This is a genomic window from Limnobacter alexandrii (assembly GCF_005871185.1).
GTDB lineage: Bacteria > Pseudomonadota > Gammaproteobacteria > Burkholderiales > Burkholderiaceae_B > Limnobacter > Limnobacter alexandrii.
Genome location: NZ_SWKN01000006.1, coordinates 1143377 through 1161822, shown reverse-complemented (window position 1 = coordinate 1161822; position 18446 = coordinate 1143377). Strand labels below are relative to the sequence as shown.

Genomic DNA, 18446 nt, shown 5'->3' with positions numbered 1-18446 from the left:
AAAATCGATTCAGTGAATTCTATCTTGACCACGCAGATGCGCAAGCAGTTCTTGCAGCACTGCGCCGGGTTGCTCGGCTTGAAGAAAATGACCGCACCCAGACAAAGTACAGGCTCTTACTCCTTTCGGAAAATATTGGGGTTCAACCATGGGTGCAAGCAATGCCGACTGCATGCAGCCATCGTTTTCACCAGCCAGCGCCAGCGTGGGTACATGCAATGGTTTTCTGGACAAGGTATAAATAGAGCGGGTTGCCGCGCGGTGCAAAGTGAACAGCGAACGGTAGTAACGCGTTGCGGCCCAGGCCACGCCTGGATTGGAAAAAGCTTCAAGCACAGGCTGAATTTCGGCTTCGGAGTATTTCCAGCCAGGCGACCAACTGTTCCAGAAAGCCCGAATTCGACCACACTGATTGGCTGCCAACTTGGCTGGCGCCTTGGTCGATTGCATTTCAAGCATGTACGCAGAGAGCACCAACTGCTTTGGCATCAACCGCCAAGCCCTTTCCACTTTTTGAAATGGCGGTATGGCCAACAGGCTGAGCGTTTTCCAGGCTTGCGGGTCGGTGGCGGCCGCGGCCATGCCAGCCACTGCGCCCCAATCATGCCCCACCAGGTGCACCTCGCGCCCTTCAAACAGATTTCGCCAGGCCAACAAATCAAGCCCGGCATTGAACGGATCGTAAGCGGCACTGGGGCTGACCGAGGCCGGCGTGTACCCCCGAAGCCAAGGCCGCACTACATAGTAGCCTGCCTGCACCAATCCCTCGGCCACGCCGTTCCAACTGTGCGGCGTATCAGGGAAACCGTGCACCAGCATGGCAACAGGCCCTTGTTCGGAACCTTCCGCCATCGCGCTAAGCTGCAAGTTGTCTCTCTGCAATTCAAGAACGGAATGCGTCATAAAGAACGGCTGAAGTTGCCTCTAAAGAATGCTTCCAGGCGAAAGGTCAGGGCCACATAGGGGTCTCGATTGCCTTCGGTCGGAAAATGAATTTCAGGAATAATATCCATGAACAGAATGTTTTTGTGAATGTCCCGGCGGTAGTAGGCCTGCAAAATATAGTCCTTGATGGTTTTTTCGCCTCGGTCCTCTCCCACAATAATCAGCGCATAACGCAAGGCCGTGCGGGAATCCAGAATACGGTTCAACTCGGCAGTTTGCGAAAACACGGTGGAGTCGCGCATTTCCTCGAACTCGGCATAGGTTTGAAAACGAAGTGTTCGTTCCTCATCCAGCGGTTTGTTCACGTCAAAGTTGGTTCGTACTTGCAAGCCTCGCTGATTGAATTGAGTCACCCGGCTTGAGGAATTGACTTGCCACTTGCTCTCGCTGAAATTCCACTGCCTCAAGGCGGAATAACGCACATAGGGGTCGAGTGGTGCACCAAACTTCACGCCCAAACCCAAGCCTTGTACCCAAGCCTGAGTGGGGTCTTTGGAGGAACGCTGTTCCAGGCCCACTGCAGAATTGTTGGTATCGAACCGCTCACCACCGCGCACTTCGCGAATACCCTGCTCGGAAAGGCGGCTCAAAGGCTCTTCAATGTCACTTTCAATAATCAGGCGCAGTCGTTTTTTGGTGGTGGGCATGTCCACCCGAAAACGAACACTGGGATCCAGTTTGGATTCGCCAGGCTGAAGCCGGGTATCCAGCGCCACCCGGAGAAAGGATTGGTTTTCAACAAACAGGCTTTCTTCGGTGCCAAAAAACTGGTCGATACCGCGTGCAGTGTCATCCACCATTTCGGTCAAGTCGTAATGCACTGGTTCAAAACGTTCTTGAAGCCAAACCGGTAAATCACTGGCGGTGTTTGCAGCATAGGCCACATTGCCCAAAGCAAACACATTCAAAACAACTGCAACAACGGCGGGGGCTATTCTCAAAGCCTTCTCCTGATCAAGCTGTACTGCAGGTCTATACACGATACCAATGTACGCCTTTAAAGAAGGGGGCGTAAGTCCCTGAATCCAGTGATCAGTGCTGCTAAACACATTGAATTCAAGTGATTGAATTGCCCTCCCCGCTTTTTCTGCGCAACACGCTGACCACCAGGGTAATCACAGTAATGGGCACCACAAAACTCAACATGGTGTTGGAATAAAAGTCGAGTGCATCATGCCCCTGCGCATCGAGAATCAGATACACCACATAAGCAGTGTAATAGGCCAAAAACACACCACCTTCCCAACGTGCAATTTCTCTGCCTGTGAGGAAAATTGGCAAACAGGCAAAGGCCACAGCCAACATCACCCACATGTCAAACGCCAACAGTGAAGGCGCAACTTGCAGGCCCAGCGGGGCTGCGACCAAACTTGAAATACCCAAACAGGCAAAAATATTGAATGTAGAACTGCCCACCACATTGCCCACTGCAATGTCGCGCTCGCCTTTCAGCGCTGCTGCAATTGAGGTGGCCACCTCGGGCATGGACGTACCCGCCGAGACAATGGTCAGCGCAATGACCACATCACTCACTCCCATGGCCTTGGCAAATACAACTGCGGACCCCACCAGCCATTCTGAGCCCAGCACCAGCAAACCCAAACCCAGGACGATCAGCCCAAGCTGCACCGGCAGCTTGGAATCCCAACTGCCTTGCGCAGCCGGGTGAAGTTCTTCGTCATATTCGGCTTGTGCTTCTTTGACTTGTGTGCGGGATTGAACAATCAAAAATGCAGTGTAGGCCACCATGAGTACAGCAAGAATACCGCCATCACTCCAGGACAGTTGCCCATCCAGGCTCAATAAAAGCAGCAACACCGATGCGCCAATCATGATCGGCACCTCTTGACGAATCAGTTGAAGATTCACCACCAGTGGCGTAATCATTGCGCTCAAACCAAGAATAAACAGCACATTGAAAATATTGCTGCCCACCACGTTGCCAATGGCAATGTCCGTGGTGCCTGCGATCACCGCCCCGACTGAGACGGCAATTTCAGGTGCACTGGTGCCAAAGGCCACCACCGTCAAACCCACCACCAATGGCGAAATACCAAACGAGAATGCGAGGTTGGATGCACCGCGAACCAGCACATTGGCGCCAAGTACCAGCAAAACAAGTCCCGCTACAAAGAACAATACGTCGGTGAGCATTGGCCCTCTCCTGTGCAACAACCCCATTGTGAGGGATAAGAAATCCGTCGATTTCTCACCCCGAATGCATTTCTCGTACGATGTAAATGTTAACGCCTGAATTCTAAAAACGCATGAAACCCGTAATTTTCTGCCTCGAGGACTTTGAAATGCATCGATTCGTTCTCGAAACGCATTTGACTCGCCTGCTCGCAGACCGGGTGGAGGTGAAATACTTCAGAAGCTTGACACAGCTTCAAGCCTCGCACGACAGCTGCCAGCTACTGATCTCTGACCTGAACCTCAGCGATTCGAAAGCAGAAAACACCGCCCGCTTTCTGCTTGAATATTGCCTACACACACCAGTGATTGTTCAGTCCACTGAAGAAGAACTGCCCAGGCAATTGGAACAACAGGCCGCAGGCCGAATTCAGGTTGCTGAAAAAGGTGGTCAAGGTCAAATGTTTACGCAGGCCATTGAACACTTCATGACGCAATTTGAACAAAAGGCAGTGTGAGCACCCAGTGGCACTACAGCTTGTCCCTGAACATAAAATAAGCCGCGCCCACCAGGCACAAACCAGCCCACAAGTAATCCAGCTTCAGCGGCTCCTTCATGTAAAACACAGCAAAAGGCACAAACACCGTCAGCGTGATGATTTCCTGCATCACCTTTAACTGGCCCACCGAAAGCACCGTGTAACCGATCCGGTTGGCGGGCACCTGAAACAGATACTCAAACAAGGCAATGCCCCAACTGACCAGCGCCGCAATAATCCATGGCTTCTGGCTCATGTCTTTCAAATGGGCATACCATGCAAAGGTCATGAAAATATTGCTGATCAGCAACATGGCAATGGTGACCGGCACAGCGGGCATGGCAACTCCAAATGAATTGACGAATCTGCGGTAGTGTAACCAAATTGCCTCACCGGACGAATACTCTCGTTAATGGGTTGAACCAGTGGTAGCCAGTTCAACTCCAACCGACATTGATCGCGATTCAAATAACCATGCTGAAATTTTTAAGAACACTTTTACTGGTTTCCACATTGGCACTGACCAACGCTGGTTTTGCTGCTGAATTTGACCACAATTACTCGGCCTGGAATGGCCTTGTGGCCAAGCATGTGAAGTGGTTGCCCAGCAACAAACAAACCGTTGTGGACTACGCAGGTTTTCAGCAAGACCGCCAGGCCCTGAAATCTGTCTTGAATGAATGGTCTGCGCTTGATCAGAACGAATTCAATAACTTCTCGAAAAACCAGCAAATGGCATTTTTAATCAATGCCTACAATGGCTTCACCATTGAACTGATTTTGACCAAATACCCCAACATCAAGTCCATCAAGGAAATAGGTGGGCTGTTTGGCAGCCCTTGGAAGCAGGAATTTTTCACACTGTTGGGAGAAAAGCGCCACTTGGACTGGATTGAACATGAACAACTTCGGCCCAGGTACAAAGAACCCCGCATTCATGCTGCCGTGAACTGCGCCAGCATTGGCTGCCCGGCATTGCGCAACGAAGCCTTCACCGCAACAAAACTGAATGCCCAGCTTGACGATGGAATGCGGCGGTTTCTAAGCGACCCAAGCCGCAACCGTGTAAAGAACGGCGAGTTGCAGGTTAGTCCGATTTTCAAATGGTTTGCTGAAGACTTTGAAAAGGGCCATCAAGGTTTTAAGGAAGTGAAGGATGTATTTGCGAAGTGGGCCAAAGACATGAGTTCTAGCCCGGAAATAGTCGATAAAATCGCATCCAAATCCTTTCCCCTAGCGTATACAGAATACGACTGGTCACTCAACGACATCAAACGCTAACCCTATTTCTCGATCAAATGCCTCACCCAACAACTCTGCTGCTGTTCAATTACGACTGGGATGAGCAAGGTGCAAACCGGCTTCGCACCCAGTGGCCCAGTGTGGTGTCGGGCTTTGATTTATTCACCTTTCCCAGCAATGCGCGCCTAGCCTGGTTTGACACCGAACGCTTTGTAGCCAAAGCGGCCGTGCTGGCCAAACTGCATGGTGCCAAGGCGGTTGCCTCCAGCCACGAACAATTTGGTGCGCTGTGTGCAGCCTTGCTCGCTGAAAAAATGGGCTGGCCTGGCACACCAGTCAATTCAATTCTGGCTTGCCAGCACAAATTGCATGCCCGCGAGGTTTTGCAACAAGTTGCCCCAGAAGCCAACCTGCCCTTCGCCCGGCTGAATGCAGCCTACGGCGGCCCGGTTCCCCAAGGCATTGAATACCCTCAATTTGTGAAACCCGTGAAAGCCGCATTTTCGGTGCTTTCACGACAAGTTAAAAATGCCCAGGAACTGCACGACCACACCCGCTTTGGCCCATGGGAACTTTGGGTGATCAAACACCTGGTGGAGCCCTTCGAACGAATTGCAAAAAAGCGGCTTCCCGAGGCAGGCACTGCGCACAGCATGATGCTGGAGGCCCCCATGCGAGGGCGGCAATACAACCTCGATGGTTATGTGTGGCAGGGCGAGGTTCGCCCGCTGGGCGTGGTCGACGAGGTGATGTACCCCAACACTGACGCTTTTATGCGGTTTGAATACCCGAGCAAGCTGCATGTTGAGGTGCAGGCACGCGCAGCCGATGTGGCAAGGCGATTTCTGAATGCAGTGGGTTTTGATCATGGCTTGTTCAACATGGAGTTTTTCCATGACGAAGCGACGGACAAAATTACTGTGATTGAATTCAATCCACGCATGGCCTCACAGTTTTCCGATTTGTACCTGCGTGTGGACGGCATTGACCTGCATGAAATTGCATTTGCACTGGCCCACGGCATTGACCCCGCAACACTGGCACGCAAGGCACCCACAGCAGGCGCCACAGCCAGCTTTGTGTATCGCTCATTCGATCCCAAAGCTGCGGTGCCTTTTCCCGGCTTTGCACAAAAAGCCGCTTTCAGGAAAACATTTCCCGATGCCTTGCTGTTTGAGTATCCCAAAGACGCCAAAGAATTGCACCGAGACTTCAAGTGGCTGCGCAGCTACCGCTACGGCATTGTTCACCTGGGTGGCGAAAACCCGCGAGATTTGCGCAAGCGCTGTGAGCAGGCCAGTGCCATACTGGGTTGGCCAGCACCTTACCTTGAAGACCCTGCTGGAACTGTTTTCAGCGAAACAGGTCAGCTTATGGACTTGATTCAACCACGCACAGGAGAAGTATTTTGACAATGACACGCACCCACAAGCTATTGATGGCAGCCAGCCTGGTGCTCGGCCTGAGCGGCTGCGGCGCCATGACAGCCCAAAACCCCGCGAGTGAACTGACGCCCGTGAATGCTGCGGAAATGGAAGGAGCCGACCGACTGATGCTGTTTGGCGCGGACGTGGTGGCCTACATCACTCAAAATGCCTATGTACAAGGCACTCCGGAATTCAAAAGCACTTATCAGGAAGTGGACTTCCACTTCTCAAGCGCTGAGCACAAGGCGCTTTTCGACGCTGAACCTACCCAATACATTCCCCAATATGGCGGTTACTGCGCCAACGGCATCATGTTTGGCATTCCTTGGGGCGGTAACGCAAGCGACTTCCGCGTGGTGAATGGCAAAACCTATATTTTTGGCGGCACGGTATCGCAAGCCGCCTTCGAGTTGGAAATGGACAAGAACATCGCATTGGCCGACGAATACTGGGAACAAGAAGTGAAAGGCAACAACAGCTTCATTCAGCGTGCAAAACGACTGGTGGTTCGCGTGCCTCACTACAAGAGCGGTGAAGAACAGGCTGCTGAAGTTCAAGCCGCCGGAAAGCTGGGCAGCTGAATGCCAAGCAATTAAAAGTTAAAAAAACAGTCGTACAAACATTTCACGGTTAAAAGCTGAATTGTTTGTGCGATTATCAATTTTCGGGTTATTTCCAATCGTTCTATACAACGAGGTACTCATGAAAAGTTCAGCACTCTCTATTTCACGTCGTCTCTTCTCTGTGGCAGCCATCGCGCTGGCTGCTGGCTTTTCAGTGTCTGCGCATGCTGAACAGGTCTTGAAGGTCAGCACAATTCCCGAAGAAGCCGCCACCGAGCAAATTCGCAAGTTCGAGCCCCTGGCCAATTACCTGTCCAAAACAATCGGCATGAAAGTAGAGTTCACGCCGGTGAGCGACTACCCCGCAGCCGTTGAGGCGCTGGCCAACAAAAAGGTTGACTTGGTTTGGCTGGGCGGGTTCACGCACATTCAGGCATCGCGTCGTTCTGGTGGCAAAGTTATTCCGATTGCCCAGCGGGTCGAAGACACCAAGTTTCAATCTGTGTTCATTGCAAAGACAGATTCTGGTATCAAAACCCTGCAGGACATGAAAGGCAAGCAGGTGTCATTTGGTTCTCAAAGCAGCACCTCTGGCCACTTGATGCCCCGAAACTTCCTGCTGGAAGCCGGCCTGGAGCCTGAAAAGGCGTTCAAGCGTGTTGCCTATTCAGGCGCGCACGACGCCACAATCGCTTCAGTAGTGAGCGGCAAAGTGGATGCAGCTGCACTGGACATCACCGTTTGGAAAAAATTTGTGGACGCCAACAAGGTCGACACCAATGCAGTGAATGTGTTTTACACCACACCGCCTTACTACAACTACAACTGGACCGTGCATCAAGACATGCCAGCCGATTTGCGCAACAAAATCCAGAAAGCCCTGTTTGACCTGGACCCCGCTGTGCCAGAACATGCTGAAATCCTGAAGTTAAACCGTGCTACGCGCTACATCGACACCAAGCCCGAGAACTACAAAGGCCTTGAGGCTGCAGCGAAAAGTGCAGGCTTGTTATAATCACGTGAAGGAAGGGGGCCCATGCAGGGCCTCCGCAGTAGGATGGGGAAGGCAACGCAGTGAAACTTGATATTCAGGACTTGAGTGCCTGCCACCCCTCGGCGCCAACTGGAAGTACCCCGGCGATCAAGGAAATGAGTTTTCAAATCGGCAGCGGCGAACAGGTTGCGCTGATTGGGCCTTCTGGCGCAGGAAAAACAACCCTGCTTCAGGTGCTTTCCTGCTCGCTCAAACCGCTTGAAGGATCAATTCAACTGCAGGGGCAACAGCCCTGGCAGCTCAGCAAGCGCAAGCTTCAGAAGCTTCGGGGCAAACTGATCGTGGCCCCACAAGTGCCCCCGCTTCCCCCGAGACAACGTGTTATTACCTCCGTGCTTGCGGGCAGACTTCCCGCCATGGGTCTTGTTCAAAGCATCAAATCGCTGTTTTATCCAGTCGATATTCCGGCAGCACACAGTGCGCTGAGCAAACTCGATTTGCCTGAGAAAATTTTTGAGCGTGTAGACCGCTTGTCGGGCGGAGAGCGACAGCGCGTGGGTTTGGCACGCCTGTTCGTATCGCCTGCCCAATTGTGGCTGGTAGATGAACCCTTGTCTGCACTAGACCCCACCCGGGCCCGGCTTGCGATGTCTGCACTGACCGAATCCGCGGCGGAAAAAGGAATTACCCTGGTGTGCACTTTGCACCAGGTTGACATGGCGCTTGCGTTCTTCAAGCGCATTGTGGGCCTGCGCCACGGGCGCATCGAATTTGACCTGCCCACAGAGCAGGTGACCCCCGCCATGCTGAAGTCTCTGTACTCCCAATACGAGCACGAACTTTTGGGCCAACAAGACCGCGAATTGATCGAAAAGCAATTCGAGCGCGTTACACCCACAGTCGTGGTTAACAATTGCAGATGAGCAGCCTGCCCGTACACAACCCCCGCTTTGACGTCCCGTTGCGTGACCCGGCCTGGCACCAGCGCCTGTTTTGGATTGTTTTCGCTCTTGTTTTGATTTGGCCCCTGGCTGTGGCCACGGAATTTCGCCCTGGCGTGCTGTTTGAGGCCGAAAATAGGCGAATCAGTGCTGAATTCATCGGCAGCTTTTTCCCGCCAGTTCTAGAGCCCGACCTGCTTTGGAGAATCGTTGACGCCACCTGGACCACCGTCGCAATTGCCACGGCTGGCATGGTAATGGCACTGATCATTGCATTTCCCCTGACCATTTTGTCCACACGTGTGCTTTCAATTTCCGCCATTTCAGGGCGCATGAACGCATTGCCATTCCTGGTGCGGCAAACCATTCGCTGGGTGCTAATTTTTCTGCGAAGCATTCCCGAACTGGTCTGGGCGCTTGTGTTTGTCCGCGTGGTGGGGCTGGGGCCTACGGCAGGCGTGTTGGCCATTGCCCTGACCTACGGCGGCATGCTGGGCAAGGTATACGGTGAAATTCTAGAAAGTGGTGAAAGCACTGCAACAGAAACCTTGCTGCGCAATGGCAGCGGGCGCCTGCAAGCCTTTTTTTACGGTTTGTTGCCTCAAAACGTGATGGAGCTGACCTCCTACACGGTGTACCGCTGGGAGTGTGCCATTCGATCCTCCGTGGTGCTGGGTTTCGTGGGTGCGGGTGGCTTGGGTCAGGAACTGGACAACTCCATGAAAATGTTCAATGGCGGTGAAGTGTCCACCATGCTGATTGTGTTCATCTTGCTGGTGGCCCTGGCTGACACAGTCAGTGCATTTTTCCGCAAGAGGCTGCTATGAGCGCCGTGCGAAACAACACCTGCCCCACCAAAGCACCCGCCGTGATGAAAGGCGGAACCGCCGCCTTGCTGCTGGGCATGCTGACTTTGATTGTGGCAAGCTTCTGGACCTTGGGCTTGAAGTGGGGTGATTTTTTATCGCTCGAAGCTTTCCAGTCCATGGGGCGTTTCGTCGCCGAATTTTTTCCCATGGAAACAGACCCTGAATTTCTGACCAAAGTAGGCTGGGGCACTGTTGAAACGCTGGCCATGTCATTGATGGGAACAGCCCTGGCGGCGGTGGCCGGATTGGCTTTGGCTATCCCGGCCAGCAAGTTGCACAGCAATGACAAAGGCTTGATGCGTACCCCCACCCGCTGGGTGCTGAATGCACTTCGCTCCATCCCTGAATTGGTGTGGGCGGCACTGCTGCTGATTTCCGCCGGCCTTGGGCCTTTCGCTGGAACATTGGCACTGGCCTTTCACACCACCGGTGTACTGGGCAGGTTATTTGCGGAATCCATTGAAAATGCATCACCCGAACCAGCCGATGCCCTTCGTACGCAAGGTGTTGGCAGTCTGCGTGTTTTTTACTTCACTACCCTGCCGCAGGTTATTCCACAACTGATGAGTTACGCCCTTTACCGCTGGGAAAACAACATTCGTGCCGCCGCAATTCTGGGCGTGGTCGGTGCAGGTGGCCTGGGTCAATTGCTCTCGTTTCACATGGGCTTGTTCCAGATGGGCAAAACTGCAACCATACTGGCAGCGATGCTGCTGCTGGTCGCGATTGTCGACAGCATGAGTTACCACCTGCGCCGCAAGATGACCCAATGATGCCCCAGCACAACCGATTGAAGCCATGAACCCAACACCACAATTCATACAAATCTACCAAGCACAAGCCGAACACATTCGGGAAGAGTTGCTCAGTGGCCTGCGTGCAAGCAAAGCGCACACCTCACCCAAATACCTGTATGACGAACTGGGCTCCAAACTGTTTGAAGCAATTACCTGCATACCCGAGTACTACCCCACCCGCACAGAAGCACTGATTTTCGACAGCCACGGCCATGACATGGCGCGCCAGGTTCCCAAAGGCGCTGTGTTCATTGACCTGGGTGCGGGCAATTGTGAAAAGGCAGCCAAACTTTTCAATGTGTTTCATCCTGCACGCTATGTGGCTGTGGATATTTCCGTGGACTTTTTGAAAGGTTCGCTGGAATGCCTACAGCGGCAATTCCCCGAGCTGGAAATGGCGGGTGTCGGCCTGGACTTTTCCAGTGAACTCAACTTGCCCGCTGGTTTGGCGCTCAAACCCGCGCAGCCCAGGGTGATGTTTTACCCGGGCTCCAGCATTGGTAACTTCACGCCTGAAGAGGCGCTGCTGTTTTTGAAACAGGTGCATGCCGTGTGCGGCACAGCCACGGGTGGTGGCTTGTTGATTGGTGTTGACCTGGTAAAAAGCAAGGCTGTACTTGAAGCGGCTTACGACGACGCCTTGGGCGTAACAGCCGCATTTAACCGCAATATGCTGCTGCACTTCAACACGCTGGCAGGCACCAATTTCAAACTGGAAGACTGGAAACACATTGGCCTGTACAACGCCGAACTGAACCGGATTGAAATGCACCTTGAAGCGCTACGGGATGTGGTGGTTCAGTGGGAAGGCGGAGAGCGTGCCTTTGTGGAAGGCGAACGCATTCACACTGAAAACTCTTACAAATGGACACTGACCGGGTTTGAAGATTTGCTAAAGCGGGCTGGCTTCGGTGCTTGCAAGGCGTATACCGATCCGGAACAGAAGTTTGCGGTGTTTTGGGCGGCGGCCTGAGCGGCAACCAATCCGGCGGGGTTGCCTGTTTCATTCGCTAACTCGGCGGGGTTGACGATTTTGAGTCGCCAGCTTCGTTCGCCACCTCGACGGGGTTGCCCGATTTCGCACAGAAAACCGCTTAATCCCTTTTTGAATTAATTCTTGCTCACCGAGCTCGGCAAAAAACATGGCCGAGCCTCGGTGTTGGCTTAAAGCCAAACGCTACGAATAAATCCAAACCGGGGCGGTTTTCTTGAATGTGCGAAACAGGCAAACCCACTGCCGAGTTGGCGAAAGCGCGGGGAGCCGCGGGTCACCTAACACCACCCGCCGAATCAACGGGTGTTGGGTGTTCTTGTTACACACCTGTCCGGTTAATCCGTCACCGTCCTATCGCGCAATCGGCAGCGATGTCCCAATCGTTTCGCCTTCAAGAAAACCTGCCCGTTTGAATTCACACGCCACGTTCAGCCGTAGGCTGACACCAAGGCTTGGCCATCTTTTTTGCCAAGCTTGGTGAGTCAGTGTGAATTTCAAAAAGGGATTTACAGGTTTTCAGGCGAACGCATTGGGATGCGCGACGATTAAGTGATAGCGTACCCGTCGATTAAGCGATACAACGTGCGCTGATTAAGCGACAAAGCACACGTCGGCTCACGCAGCCGCCAATCGCCACAAACTGGTCACTTCCTTCGACCTTGCATCGAACAGCGCATCATTCGCATCAAAGGCTTTTCCGTGCTTGGGCTTGGCATCCAGCCGGCCCAATACTTTCAAACCTGCCAGCTCAATCCAGCCCAGCAACTCTTCCCGCGTGCGCAGCTTCAGGTGCTCTGCCAAGTCAGACAAAATCAACCAGCCCTCACCGCCTGCATTCAAATGCGCAGCCAAACCAGCCAGAAACGCTTTCAGCATGCCGCTGTTTTCGTCGTAAATGGCGCGTTCAATCGGTGAGGTGGGTTTGCCAGGCAACCAAGGCGGGTTGCACACAATCAAGTCGGCTTTGCTGTCAGGAAACAGGTCGGCTTGCACCACTTTCACCTGCTTGCCCATGCCCAAATTCTCAATATTGAATTGCGCGCATTCCAGTGCGCGTGGGTCGTTGTCGGTGGCCACAATGTTACTTAACCAACGCTGGGCGAGCACTGCAGCCAACACTCCAGTGCCCGTACCCACATCCACTGCCGAGCCATTCACTTCACAGGCTTTGGGCAAAGGCGCTTTCAGCACCAAATCAATATACTCGCCCCGCACTGGCGAGAAAACGCCGTAATACGGATGAATGCGGTTATTGGGCGGATCACCAAGGGCGGGAACGTCCACGCCCTTTTTGCGCCACTCATGCGCACCCACCACGCCCATCATTTCGCGCAGTGAAGTCACAATCATTGGGCCTTCAGCTTGCGGCTCGCCCCACGCTTCCGTGCAGGCCGCCAGCACATCGGGTGCGCGGCGCAAGGGAATGCTGTAGTCGGCATTGAGGGGAATCAGGATAGAACCAAGAATTCGCGCACGCTGGGCCTGGGTCTGACGGTAGAGGTGAAATTTCTGGGGATATTCAACATCAGCCTTGTTCGCTTTGGCTGCTTTGCTTTTCTTGTGCTCGGCATTTTTGTCCACACGGCGCACCAAGGCCTGCATCAACTGGCGAGCATTTTGAAAGTCGCTTTGCCACAAAAACACATTGCCCTCGCAAGCCAGGCGGTAAGCCATGTCGGCGGTCAGGGTGTCGTCAGCCACGATCACCTTGGCAGGTACCGCCAAATTGCGCTCCGACTGCCAGCGCGCACTGAAGGTTTCATCACCTTTGATCCATTGGATTGCAGGGGTTTCTTGGGCTGATTGCATGCGGGTTCTCGCGGTGAATGGCGTGTTGGTTCGTGTAAACTTCTTCAGGGTCGCAGTGTATCACCTCGAGTGGTTTGCACCTCAATTCATCCCCCCATCCAATTAAGTGGTTGTTGTCTTGATTAAACCGTCTATCGTCATTGTTAGCCCTGCCCTTGCCGATTCCAACAACGGCAACTGGCAAACCGCCCGCCGCTGGCAATTGTTCTTGTCTGAACATTTCAATGTGCGCATTGTGAAGCATTGGGAAAACACAGCTGCTACTGAACAGGATGTTGCGATGATTGCGCTGCATGCGAGGCGATCTGCTGATTCAATTGCCGCTTGGGCACAAAGCCGTGGCGTGAATGAACAAGGCAGCCCGGGCTTGGTGCTGGCCCTGACCGGGACCGACCTGTACCGCGACATTGAAACCGATGAAACCGCGCAAAAGTCGCTGCAGCTGGCGCGGCATTTGATCGTACTGCAAGAAAAGGGCACTGAAAAACTCAGTGAAAGCCTGCAAAAAAAAACATCGGTCATTTTTCAGTCCACCACGTCCCGCAAAACCCTGAGCAAGCCCAAGCGCCGTTTGAAGGTGGTCATGGTGGGCCATTTGCGAGACGAAAAAATGCCTCAAACCCTGATGGAAGCTGCAGTGCTGTTGCGTGGCTACCCTGATATTTACATTGATCACATTGGTGGCCCGCTCGACCTTGAGCTGGCCCAAGCCGCAGAAGAAACCATGCAGGCCTGCCCCAACTACCGCTGGCTGGGCAATCAGCCCCATGGGGCCACCCGCACACGCATTCAACGCGCCCATGTGCTGGTACATGCCAGCAAAATGGAAGGTGGGGCGCATGTAGTCATGGAGGCCGTGTGCAGCGGCACCCCAGTGGTGGCCAGCTACATAGACGGCAACACCGGCATGTTGGGTTCAGGTTACCCGGGTTATTTCCCCTTGGGCAATTCACATGCACTTGCAAACATGCTTACCCAACTGCTCGAAGACATTGTGAATCCGAAACCACTGCCCCCGGGTAAATCCAGTTTATACACCAAGCTGAAAAGCCAATGTGCAGAGCGCGCCAAATTATTTGCCCCTGAAAACGAACAAAACCAGTTAATTCGACTCGTACAAAGAGCAGTTCAAAACAACACAAAAGCAAAAGTACACCATGCAAACATCTGATCAACCCATTCTTCGCGACATCGTGCTGGTAGGCGGAGGCCACAGCCATGTGGGTGTGCTGCGCATGTTTGGCATGAAGCCATGGCCCGGTGTTCGGCTTACCCTGATTTGTACCGACATTCACACACCCTACTCCGGCATGCTGCCCGGCTATATTGCGGGCCACTACAGCTACGACGATGTGCACATCGACTTGGGCCGCCTTTGCGCGTTTGCAGGTGCGCGCCTGTTCAAAGACGAAGTGGTGGGCATTGACCGCGCCAATCAAAAAGTGATTTGCAAGAACCGCCCACCGGTGGCTTACGATGCCCTGTCGATCAACATTGGCAGTACACCACAAGTACAGCTGGTGCCGGGTGCCCTGGAAAATGCAGTGCCTGTGAAGCCGATTGCACGTTTCAATCAGCGCTGGGTCAATTTGCTGGAACGTGTCAAAACCCATGCCGGCAAAACCACCATTGCCGTGGTGGGTGGCGGTGCTGGCGGTGTTGAACTGGCCTTGGCCATGCAGTTCCGCCTGCGCAATGAATTAAGTGCCATGGGCCGCAACCCCGACGAACTGGAATTTCACCTGTTCACGGCCGATGCCGATGTACTGCCCACCCACAACGCTGGTGTGCGGAAGCGCTTCGAGAAGGTCTTGAATGAACGTGGCGTGGTATTGCACCGCGATGCCGAGGTGGTGCAACTGGACGGCCACACCCTGCAAACCAAGGGTGGTGAACGCCTGCATGCCGACGAAATTATGTGGGTAACCCAAGCGGGCGGCGCAGCATGGCTGAAGAACACCGACCTTGAACTGGATTCCCGTGGCTTCATCAATGTGGGCCCTACGCTGCAAACCTCGCGAGATCCAAAAATTTTTGCCGCTGGCGACATTGCAAACCTGACCAGCACACCGCTTGAAAAAGCTGGTGTATTCGCTGTGCGCATGGGCAAACCACTGACCAAGAACCTGCACCTGTTTGTGCAAGGCGCCGACCTGCTTGAATACCGCCCCCAAAAAACATGGCTGGCCTTGATCAGCACAGGCGACAAATATGCGGTGGCGTCCAAAGGGTCGCTGGGCTTTGCAGGTGCCTGGGTGTGGCAATGGAAAGACTGGATTGACCGCCGCTTCATGGCGAAATTCAGTGACTTTCCTGACATGGACCCCAACACAAAGCCAACTGGCGGCAACAGCACACCGAATTTGGCGCTGACTCAGGAAGAAAGCCTTCAAGCAATTTCAGCCATCGCTATGCGCTGTGGCGGTTGCGGTGCCAAGGTGGGCTCCACTGTTTTATCTCGCGCACTGGGTAACCTAAAGCCAGTGGATCGCGAAGATGTATTGGTTGGCCTGCACGCGCCCGACGATGCCGCCATTGTGAAAGTGCCACCGGGCAAAGCCATGGTGCACACCGTTGATTTTTTCCGGGCCTTTGTGGACGACCCTTATATTTTTGGCAAAGTGGCCGCCAACCACGCACTGGGCGATGTGTTCGCCATGGGCGGTGAAGCGCAATCGGCCACCGCCGTGGTCACCGTGCCACCGGGGCTTGAATCGAAAGTTGAAGAATTGCTGTTCCAGATGATGAGTGGTGCAGTGGAGGTTTTAAACGACGCTGGTTGCGCCTTGGTGGGTGGGCACACTGGCGAAGGCCGCGAGCTGGCACTGGGTTTTGCCATCAACGGCCTGGTGGATGAAAACATGGATGGTGTGATGATCAAGGGTGGCATGCGCCCCGGCGATGCCATTTTGCTGACCAAGCCAATTGGCACCGGAACACTGTTCGCTGCGCTGCCACAGCTGAAAACCAAAGGTCGCTGGATTGATGCGGCACTGGAATCGATGGTAAAGAGCAACCGCATTGGGGCTCAGTGCCTGCGTGAATATGGATCGAAAGCCTGTACCGACTTGACTGGTTTTGGGCTATTGGGCCACTTGGTTGAAATGACGCGCCCTTCCGAGGTAGATGCTGAACTAGATTTAAGTGCCCTGCCCTTGCTGGATGGCGCCCTTGAAATGGTCAGCGCTGGCATTGTGAGTTCGCTTCAACCAGCCAATGTTCGCTTGCGTCGCGCCATTCGAAATCAGGCTGATTATGTGAACGATCCGCGCTACCCACTGATTTTCGATCCACAAACCGCGGGGGGTTTGTTGGCGACAGTGCCTGGCGACCAAGCCGAAGCCTGTGTTGCTGCATTAAAGAAGCTGGGCTACGAACACACTGCCATCATTGGCCGCATATTGCCGCAAGGCGAGGCCATTGAACCGATTGTATTGAAAGGCTAAGGAAGCGCCGCATGCCACAAGCTGTTCAACAACACTGGAGGAAAACCACACTGCTGCTGGTTGCAGCCGTGCTGATGCTGGTGTGGTTGAGTGCAGATGTGTCGCTGCAAGACATGCTGGCGGCACAGCGCGAATTGGCCATGCATTTTATGGACAACCCAACGCTGGTCACCTTGATTTACTTTGGCGTGTTTGTATTGATCACCGCCTTGTGCCTACCGGGCGCAGGGGTACTGATGCTGGTGGGTGGTGGTTGCATGGGGTTTGGCTTGTGCATGGTGGTGTCCACAGCAGCCTCGGCTTTGGGTGCCTTGCTCACCATGTTGTTTGCCCGGCACTTCTTTCGGTCATCGGTTGAAAACCGTTTTTCAAACAAGCTAAACGACATCAACAAGGGCATTGAGAAAAACGAAGTGGCCTATTTGCTGAGCCTGCGCCTGGCCCCCATCATTCCATTTGTTGCATTCAATTTGCTGGCTGGCTTGACGCGTGTAAAGCCGTGGACATTCCTGTGGACCAGTTTTCTGGGCATGCTGCCAGGCACCATGCTGTATGTGAATGCGGGCAATGAGTTATCCAAAGTAAACCGGCTGGAAGAATTGATTTCACTGGAAGTGCTTGTTTCTCTGGCAGCGCTGGCTTTGGTGCCGTTTCTCATTTCTTGGGGAACGCGGCAGTTTCAACTGCGAAAGGCGGCTTAGCTTTCTCGACCGCGCGTTAACTGCCCCGATCGGCTTGGGTTCCGCTTTCTCGACTGTTCGTTAACTGCCCGATCGGCTTGGGTTCCGCTTTCTCGACGGTTCGTTAACTGCCCCGATCGGCTTGGGTTCCGATCTCTCGCCTGAAAACCTGGTTTTCCCTTTTTGACATTCACCCTGACTCACCTCGCTCGGCAAAAAGGCGGGCCGAGTCTCGGTGCCGGCCTTTGGCCGACCGTGGCGGGTGAATTCAAACGGGCAGGTTTTCTTGAAGGCGAAGCGATCGAAACACCGCCGCCGATTGGGCGTTGAACCCAGCGGTGAGTTGCGCGGTGGTGGAGAGACGCTGGTGCCGGTGACTCAGGAGCTGAACTTGCAAGTGGTCGCACGATGACCAGTCAGAAAACTTGCCGGCTTGGGGCGCAGAGACTAACGATCGCGCCATGGCGCGAAAGCCAAGACCCGACCGTTACTTTTGGAGGGCTTGGCTTAGTGCAGACTCAAGCAGACAAGACGAGATGCCAAGTTTTCGGGCAGCGGTGACCCTTCAAGTTCAGATCAAGAGTCACTAGTGACATGCGGCACAAGTAACCCACGTCGAGTGGGCAGAAAACCTTATCGGATGTCGAACAACTCAACATCAAACACCAAGTCGGTGTTGCCCGGAATCGGACCTGCACCACGCGCGCCATATGCAGTGTCAGACGGGCAGAACACGATTGCCCGATCGCCAACCACCATTTCGCACAAAGCCTGTGTCCAGGCAGGAATCACGCGGTTCAACGGAAAGGAGATTTTCTCATTGCGCTTGATCGAACTGTCGAACACCCGACCATCCAGAAATGTACCTTCATAGTGCACTTCCACAATTGAATTGGGTGTTGGCTTTTGCGTGCCGGTGCCGCGCTTTTTGAAAGTCAGCTTCACGCCAGAAGGCAGTACAAGTTCGTCGCCAGCGGCGGCGTTGTTGGTTGAGTCAGTCACGGCATTACCCCAGGTAAGAATTAAAACAAGCGTCTATTCTAACCCGGGGCATTCAGTCAGCTGAA

General features: G+C 53.8%; 18 protein-coding genes. 12 read left to right on the top strand and 6 right to left on the bottom strand.

Going from position 1 to position 18446, the window contains the following annotated elements:
• Positions 1–9: 9 nt before the first annotated feature.
• The 3 genes from FCS97_RS05775 to FCS97_RS05765 all read right to left on the bottom strand — a co-directional run bounded on the left by FCS97_RS05775 (position 10) and on the right by FCS97_RS05765 (position 3099).
• On the bottom strand, positions 10–903 hold the full coding sequence (locus FCS97_RS05775; RefSeq protein ID WP_138517392.1) for an alpha/beta fold hydrolase: 894 nt from the start codon (positions 901–903) through the stop codon (positions 10–12).
• Positions 900–1886, bottom strand: coding sequence for a hypothetical protein (locus FCS97_RS05770; protein ID WP_138517390.1), 987 nt, complete (start codon positions 1884–1886; stop codon positions 900–902). The genes FCS97_RS05775 and FCS97_RS05770 overlap by 4 nt, the downstream gene beginning before the upstream one ends.
• Positions 1887–2001: 115 nt before the next feature.
• The gene (locus tag FCS97_RS05765; RefSeq protein ID WP_138517388.1) at positions 2002–3099 is read right to left on the bottom strand and encodes a calcium/sodium antiporter; all 1098 of its coding nucleotides are present in this window, start codon (positions 3097–3099) and stop codon (positions 2002–2004) included.
• 149 nt (positions 3100–3248) lie between these two features.
• Between FCS97_RS05765 and FCS97_RS05760 the strand changes: the two genes are divergently transcribed.
• Positions 3249–3596, top strand: a complete 348-nt coding sequence (locus FCS97_RS05760; protein ID WP_138517386.1) for a hypothetical protein — start codon at positions 3249–3251, stop codon at positions 3594–3596.
• A 13-nt stretch (positions 3597–3609) separates the two neighbouring features.
• On the opposite strand, the gene FCS97_RS05755 is transcribed toward FCS97_RS05760, so the two are convergent.
• The gene (locus FCS97_RS05755) at positions 3610–3957 is read right to left on the bottom strand and encodes a DMT family protein (protein WP_138517384.1); all 348 of its coding nucleotides are present in this window, start codon (positions 3955–3957) and stop codon (positions 3610–3612) included.
• A gap of 173 nt (positions 3958–4130) precedes the next feature.
• Between FCS97_RS05755 and FCS97_RS05750 the strand changes: the two genes are divergently transcribed.
• The 8 genes from FCS97_RS05750 to egtD all read left to right on the top strand — a co-directional run bounded on the left by FCS97_RS05750 (position 4131) and on the right by egtD (position 11423).
• Positions 4131–4898, top strand: coding sequence for a DUF547 domain-containing protein (locus tag FCS97_RS05750; RefSeq protein ID WP_246065875.1), 768 nt, complete (start codon positions 4131–4133; stop codon positions 4896–4898).
• Between the two features lie 17 nt (positions 4899–4915).
• Positions 4916–6271: an ATP-grasp domain-containing protein gene (locus FCS97_RS05745; protein ID WP_138517380.1), complete on the top strand. Its 1356-nt coding sequence runs from the start codon at positions 4916–4918 to the stop codon at positions 6269–6271.
• A 2-nt stretch (positions 6272–6273) separates the two neighbouring features.
• Positions 6274–6867: a YHS domain-containing (seleno)protein gene (locus tag FCS97_RS05740; protein WP_246065873.1), complete on the top strand. Its 594-nt coding sequence runs from the start codon at positions 6274–6276 to the stop codon at positions 6865–6867.
• Positions 6868–6988: 121 nt separating this feature from the next.
• A complete protein-coding gene (locus FCS97_RS05735; RefSeq protein WP_138517376.1) occupies positions 6989–7864 on the top strand; it encodes a putative selenate ABC transporter substrate-binding protein in 876 nt (291 codons plus the stop codon).
• A gap of 59 nt (positions 7865–7923) precedes the next feature.
• A complete protein-coding gene (locus tag FCS97_RS05730; RefSeq protein ID WP_171035184.1) occupies positions 7924–8766 on the top strand; it encodes a phosphonate ABC transporter ATP-binding protein in 843 nt (280 codons plus the stop codon).
• Positions 8763–9611, top strand: coding sequence for a PhnE/PtxC family ABC transporter permease (locus tag FCS97_RS05725; RefSeq protein ID WP_138517373.1), 849 nt, complete (start codon positions 8763–8765; stop codon positions 9609–9611). Before FCS97_RS05730 ends, FCS97_RS05725 begins: the two co-directional genes overlap by 4 nt.
• On the top strand, positions 9608–10426 hold the full coding sequence (gene phnE / locus FCS97_RS05720) for a phosphonate ABC transporter, permease protein PhnE (RefSeq protein ID WP_138517371.1): 819 nt from the start codon (positions 9608–9610) through the stop codon (positions 10424–10426). Before FCS97_RS05725 ends, phnE begins: the two co-directional genes overlap by 4 nt.
• A 25-nt stretch (positions 10427–10451) precedes the next feature.
• Positions 10452–11423 carry an L-histidine N(alpha)-methyltransferase gene (gene egtD, locus FCS97_RS05715; RefSeq protein ID WP_138517369.1) on the top strand — a complete coding sequence of 324 codons (972 nt, stop codon included), beginning with the start codon at positions 10452–10454 and terminating at the stop codon, positions 11421–11423.
• Positions 11424–12059: 636 nt separating this feature from the next.
• Here egtD and FCS97_RS05710 read toward each other — a convergent pair.
• A complete protein-coding gene (locus FCS97_RS05710; protein ID WP_138517366.1) occupies positions 12060–13253 on the bottom strand; it encodes a methyltransferase in 1194 nt (397 codons plus the stop codon).
• Between the two features lie 118 nt (positions 13254–13371).
• On the opposite strand from FCS97_RS05710, the gene senB reads away from it, so the two are divergent.
• The 3 genes from senB to FCS97_RS05695 are packed head-to-tail and all read left to right on the top strand — an operon-like array spanning position 13372 to position 17400.
• Positions 13372–14424, top strand: coding sequence for a selenoneine biosynthesis selenosugar synthase SenB (senB, locus tag FCS97_RS05705; RefSeq protein ID WP_246065871.1), 1053 nt, complete (start codon positions 13372–13374; stop codon positions 14422–14424).
• Entirely contained in the window at positions 14411–16699 is a 2289-nt protein-coding gene (gene selD / locus FCS97_RS05700; protein ID WP_138517362.1) for a selenide, water dikinase SelD, read from the top strand. Before senB ends, selD begins: the two co-directional genes overlap by 14 nt.
• Positions 16700–16710: 11 nt before the next feature.
• Positions 16711–17400: a TVP38/TMEM64 family protein gene (locus FCS97_RS05695; protein ID WP_138517360.1), complete on the top strand. Its 690-nt coding sequence runs from the start codon at positions 16711–16713 to the stop codon at positions 17398–17400.
• Positions 17401–18012: 612 nt separating this feature from the next.
• Here the strand turns inward: FCS97_RS05695 and FCS97_RS05690 are convergent.
• Positions 18013–18381, bottom strand: coding sequence for an FKBP-type peptidyl-prolyl cis-trans isomerase (locus tag FCS97_RS05690; protein WP_008250135.1), 369 nt, complete (start codon positions 18379–18381; stop codon positions 18013–18015).
• Positions 18382–18446 lie beyond the last annotated feature (65 nt).

Excerpts from the sequence above, each read along its gene's own strand:
- selD (WP_138517362.1), top strand. The coding sequence starts at position 14,411 with ATGCAAACATCTGATCAACCCATTCTTCGCGACATCGTGCTGGTAGGC.
- phnE (WP_138517371.1), top strand. The coding sequence starts at position 9,608 with ATGAGCGCCGTGCGAAACAACACCTGCCCCACCAAAGCACCCGCCGTG.
- FCS97_RS05760 (WP_138517386.1), top strand. The coding sequence starts at position 3,249 with ATGCATCGATTCGTTCTCGAAACGCATTTGACTCGCCTGCTCGCAGAC.
- FCS97_RS05725 (WP_138517373.1), top strand. The coding sequence starts at position 8,763 with ATGAGCAGCCTGCCCGTACACAACCCCCGCTTTGACGTCCCGTTGCGT.
- egtD (WP_138517369.1), top strand. The coding sequence starts at position 10,452 with ATGAACCCAACACCACAATTCATACAAATCTACCAAGCACAAGCCGAA.
- FCS97_RS05765 (WP_138517388.1), bottom strand. The coding sequence starts at position 3,099 with ATGCTCACCGACGTATTGTTCTTTGTAGCGGGACTTGTTTTGCTGGTA.
- FCS97_RS05695 (WP_138517360.1), top strand. The coding sequence starts at position 16,711 with ATGCCACAAGCTGTTCAACAACACTGGAGGAAAACCACACTGCTGCTG.
- FCS97_RS05755 (WP_138517384.1), bottom strand. The coding sequence starts at position 3,957 with ATGCCCGCTGTGCCGGTCACCATTGCCATGTTGCTGATCAGCAATATT.
- FCS97_RS05735 (WP_138517376.1), top strand. The coding sequence starts at position 6,989 with ATGAAAAGTTCAGCACTCTCTATTTCACGTCGTCTCTTCTCTGTGGCA.
- FCS97_RS05745 (WP_138517380.1), top strand. The coding sequence starts at position 4,916 with ATGCCTCACCCAACAACTCTGCTGCTGTTCAATTACGACTGGGATGAG.
- FCS97_RS05775 (WP_138517392.1), bottom strand. The coding sequence starts at position 903 with ATGACGCATTCCGTTCTTGAATTGCAGAGAGACAACTTGCAGCTTAGC.
- FCS97_RS05740 (WP_246065873.1), top strand. The coding sequence starts at position 6,274 with ATGACACGCACCCACAAGCTATTGATGGCAGCCAGCCTGGTGCTCGGC.
- FCS97_RS05710 (WP_138517366.1), bottom strand. The coding sequence starts at position 13,253 with ATGCAATCAGCCCAAGAAACCCCTGCAATCCAATGGATCAAAGGTGAT.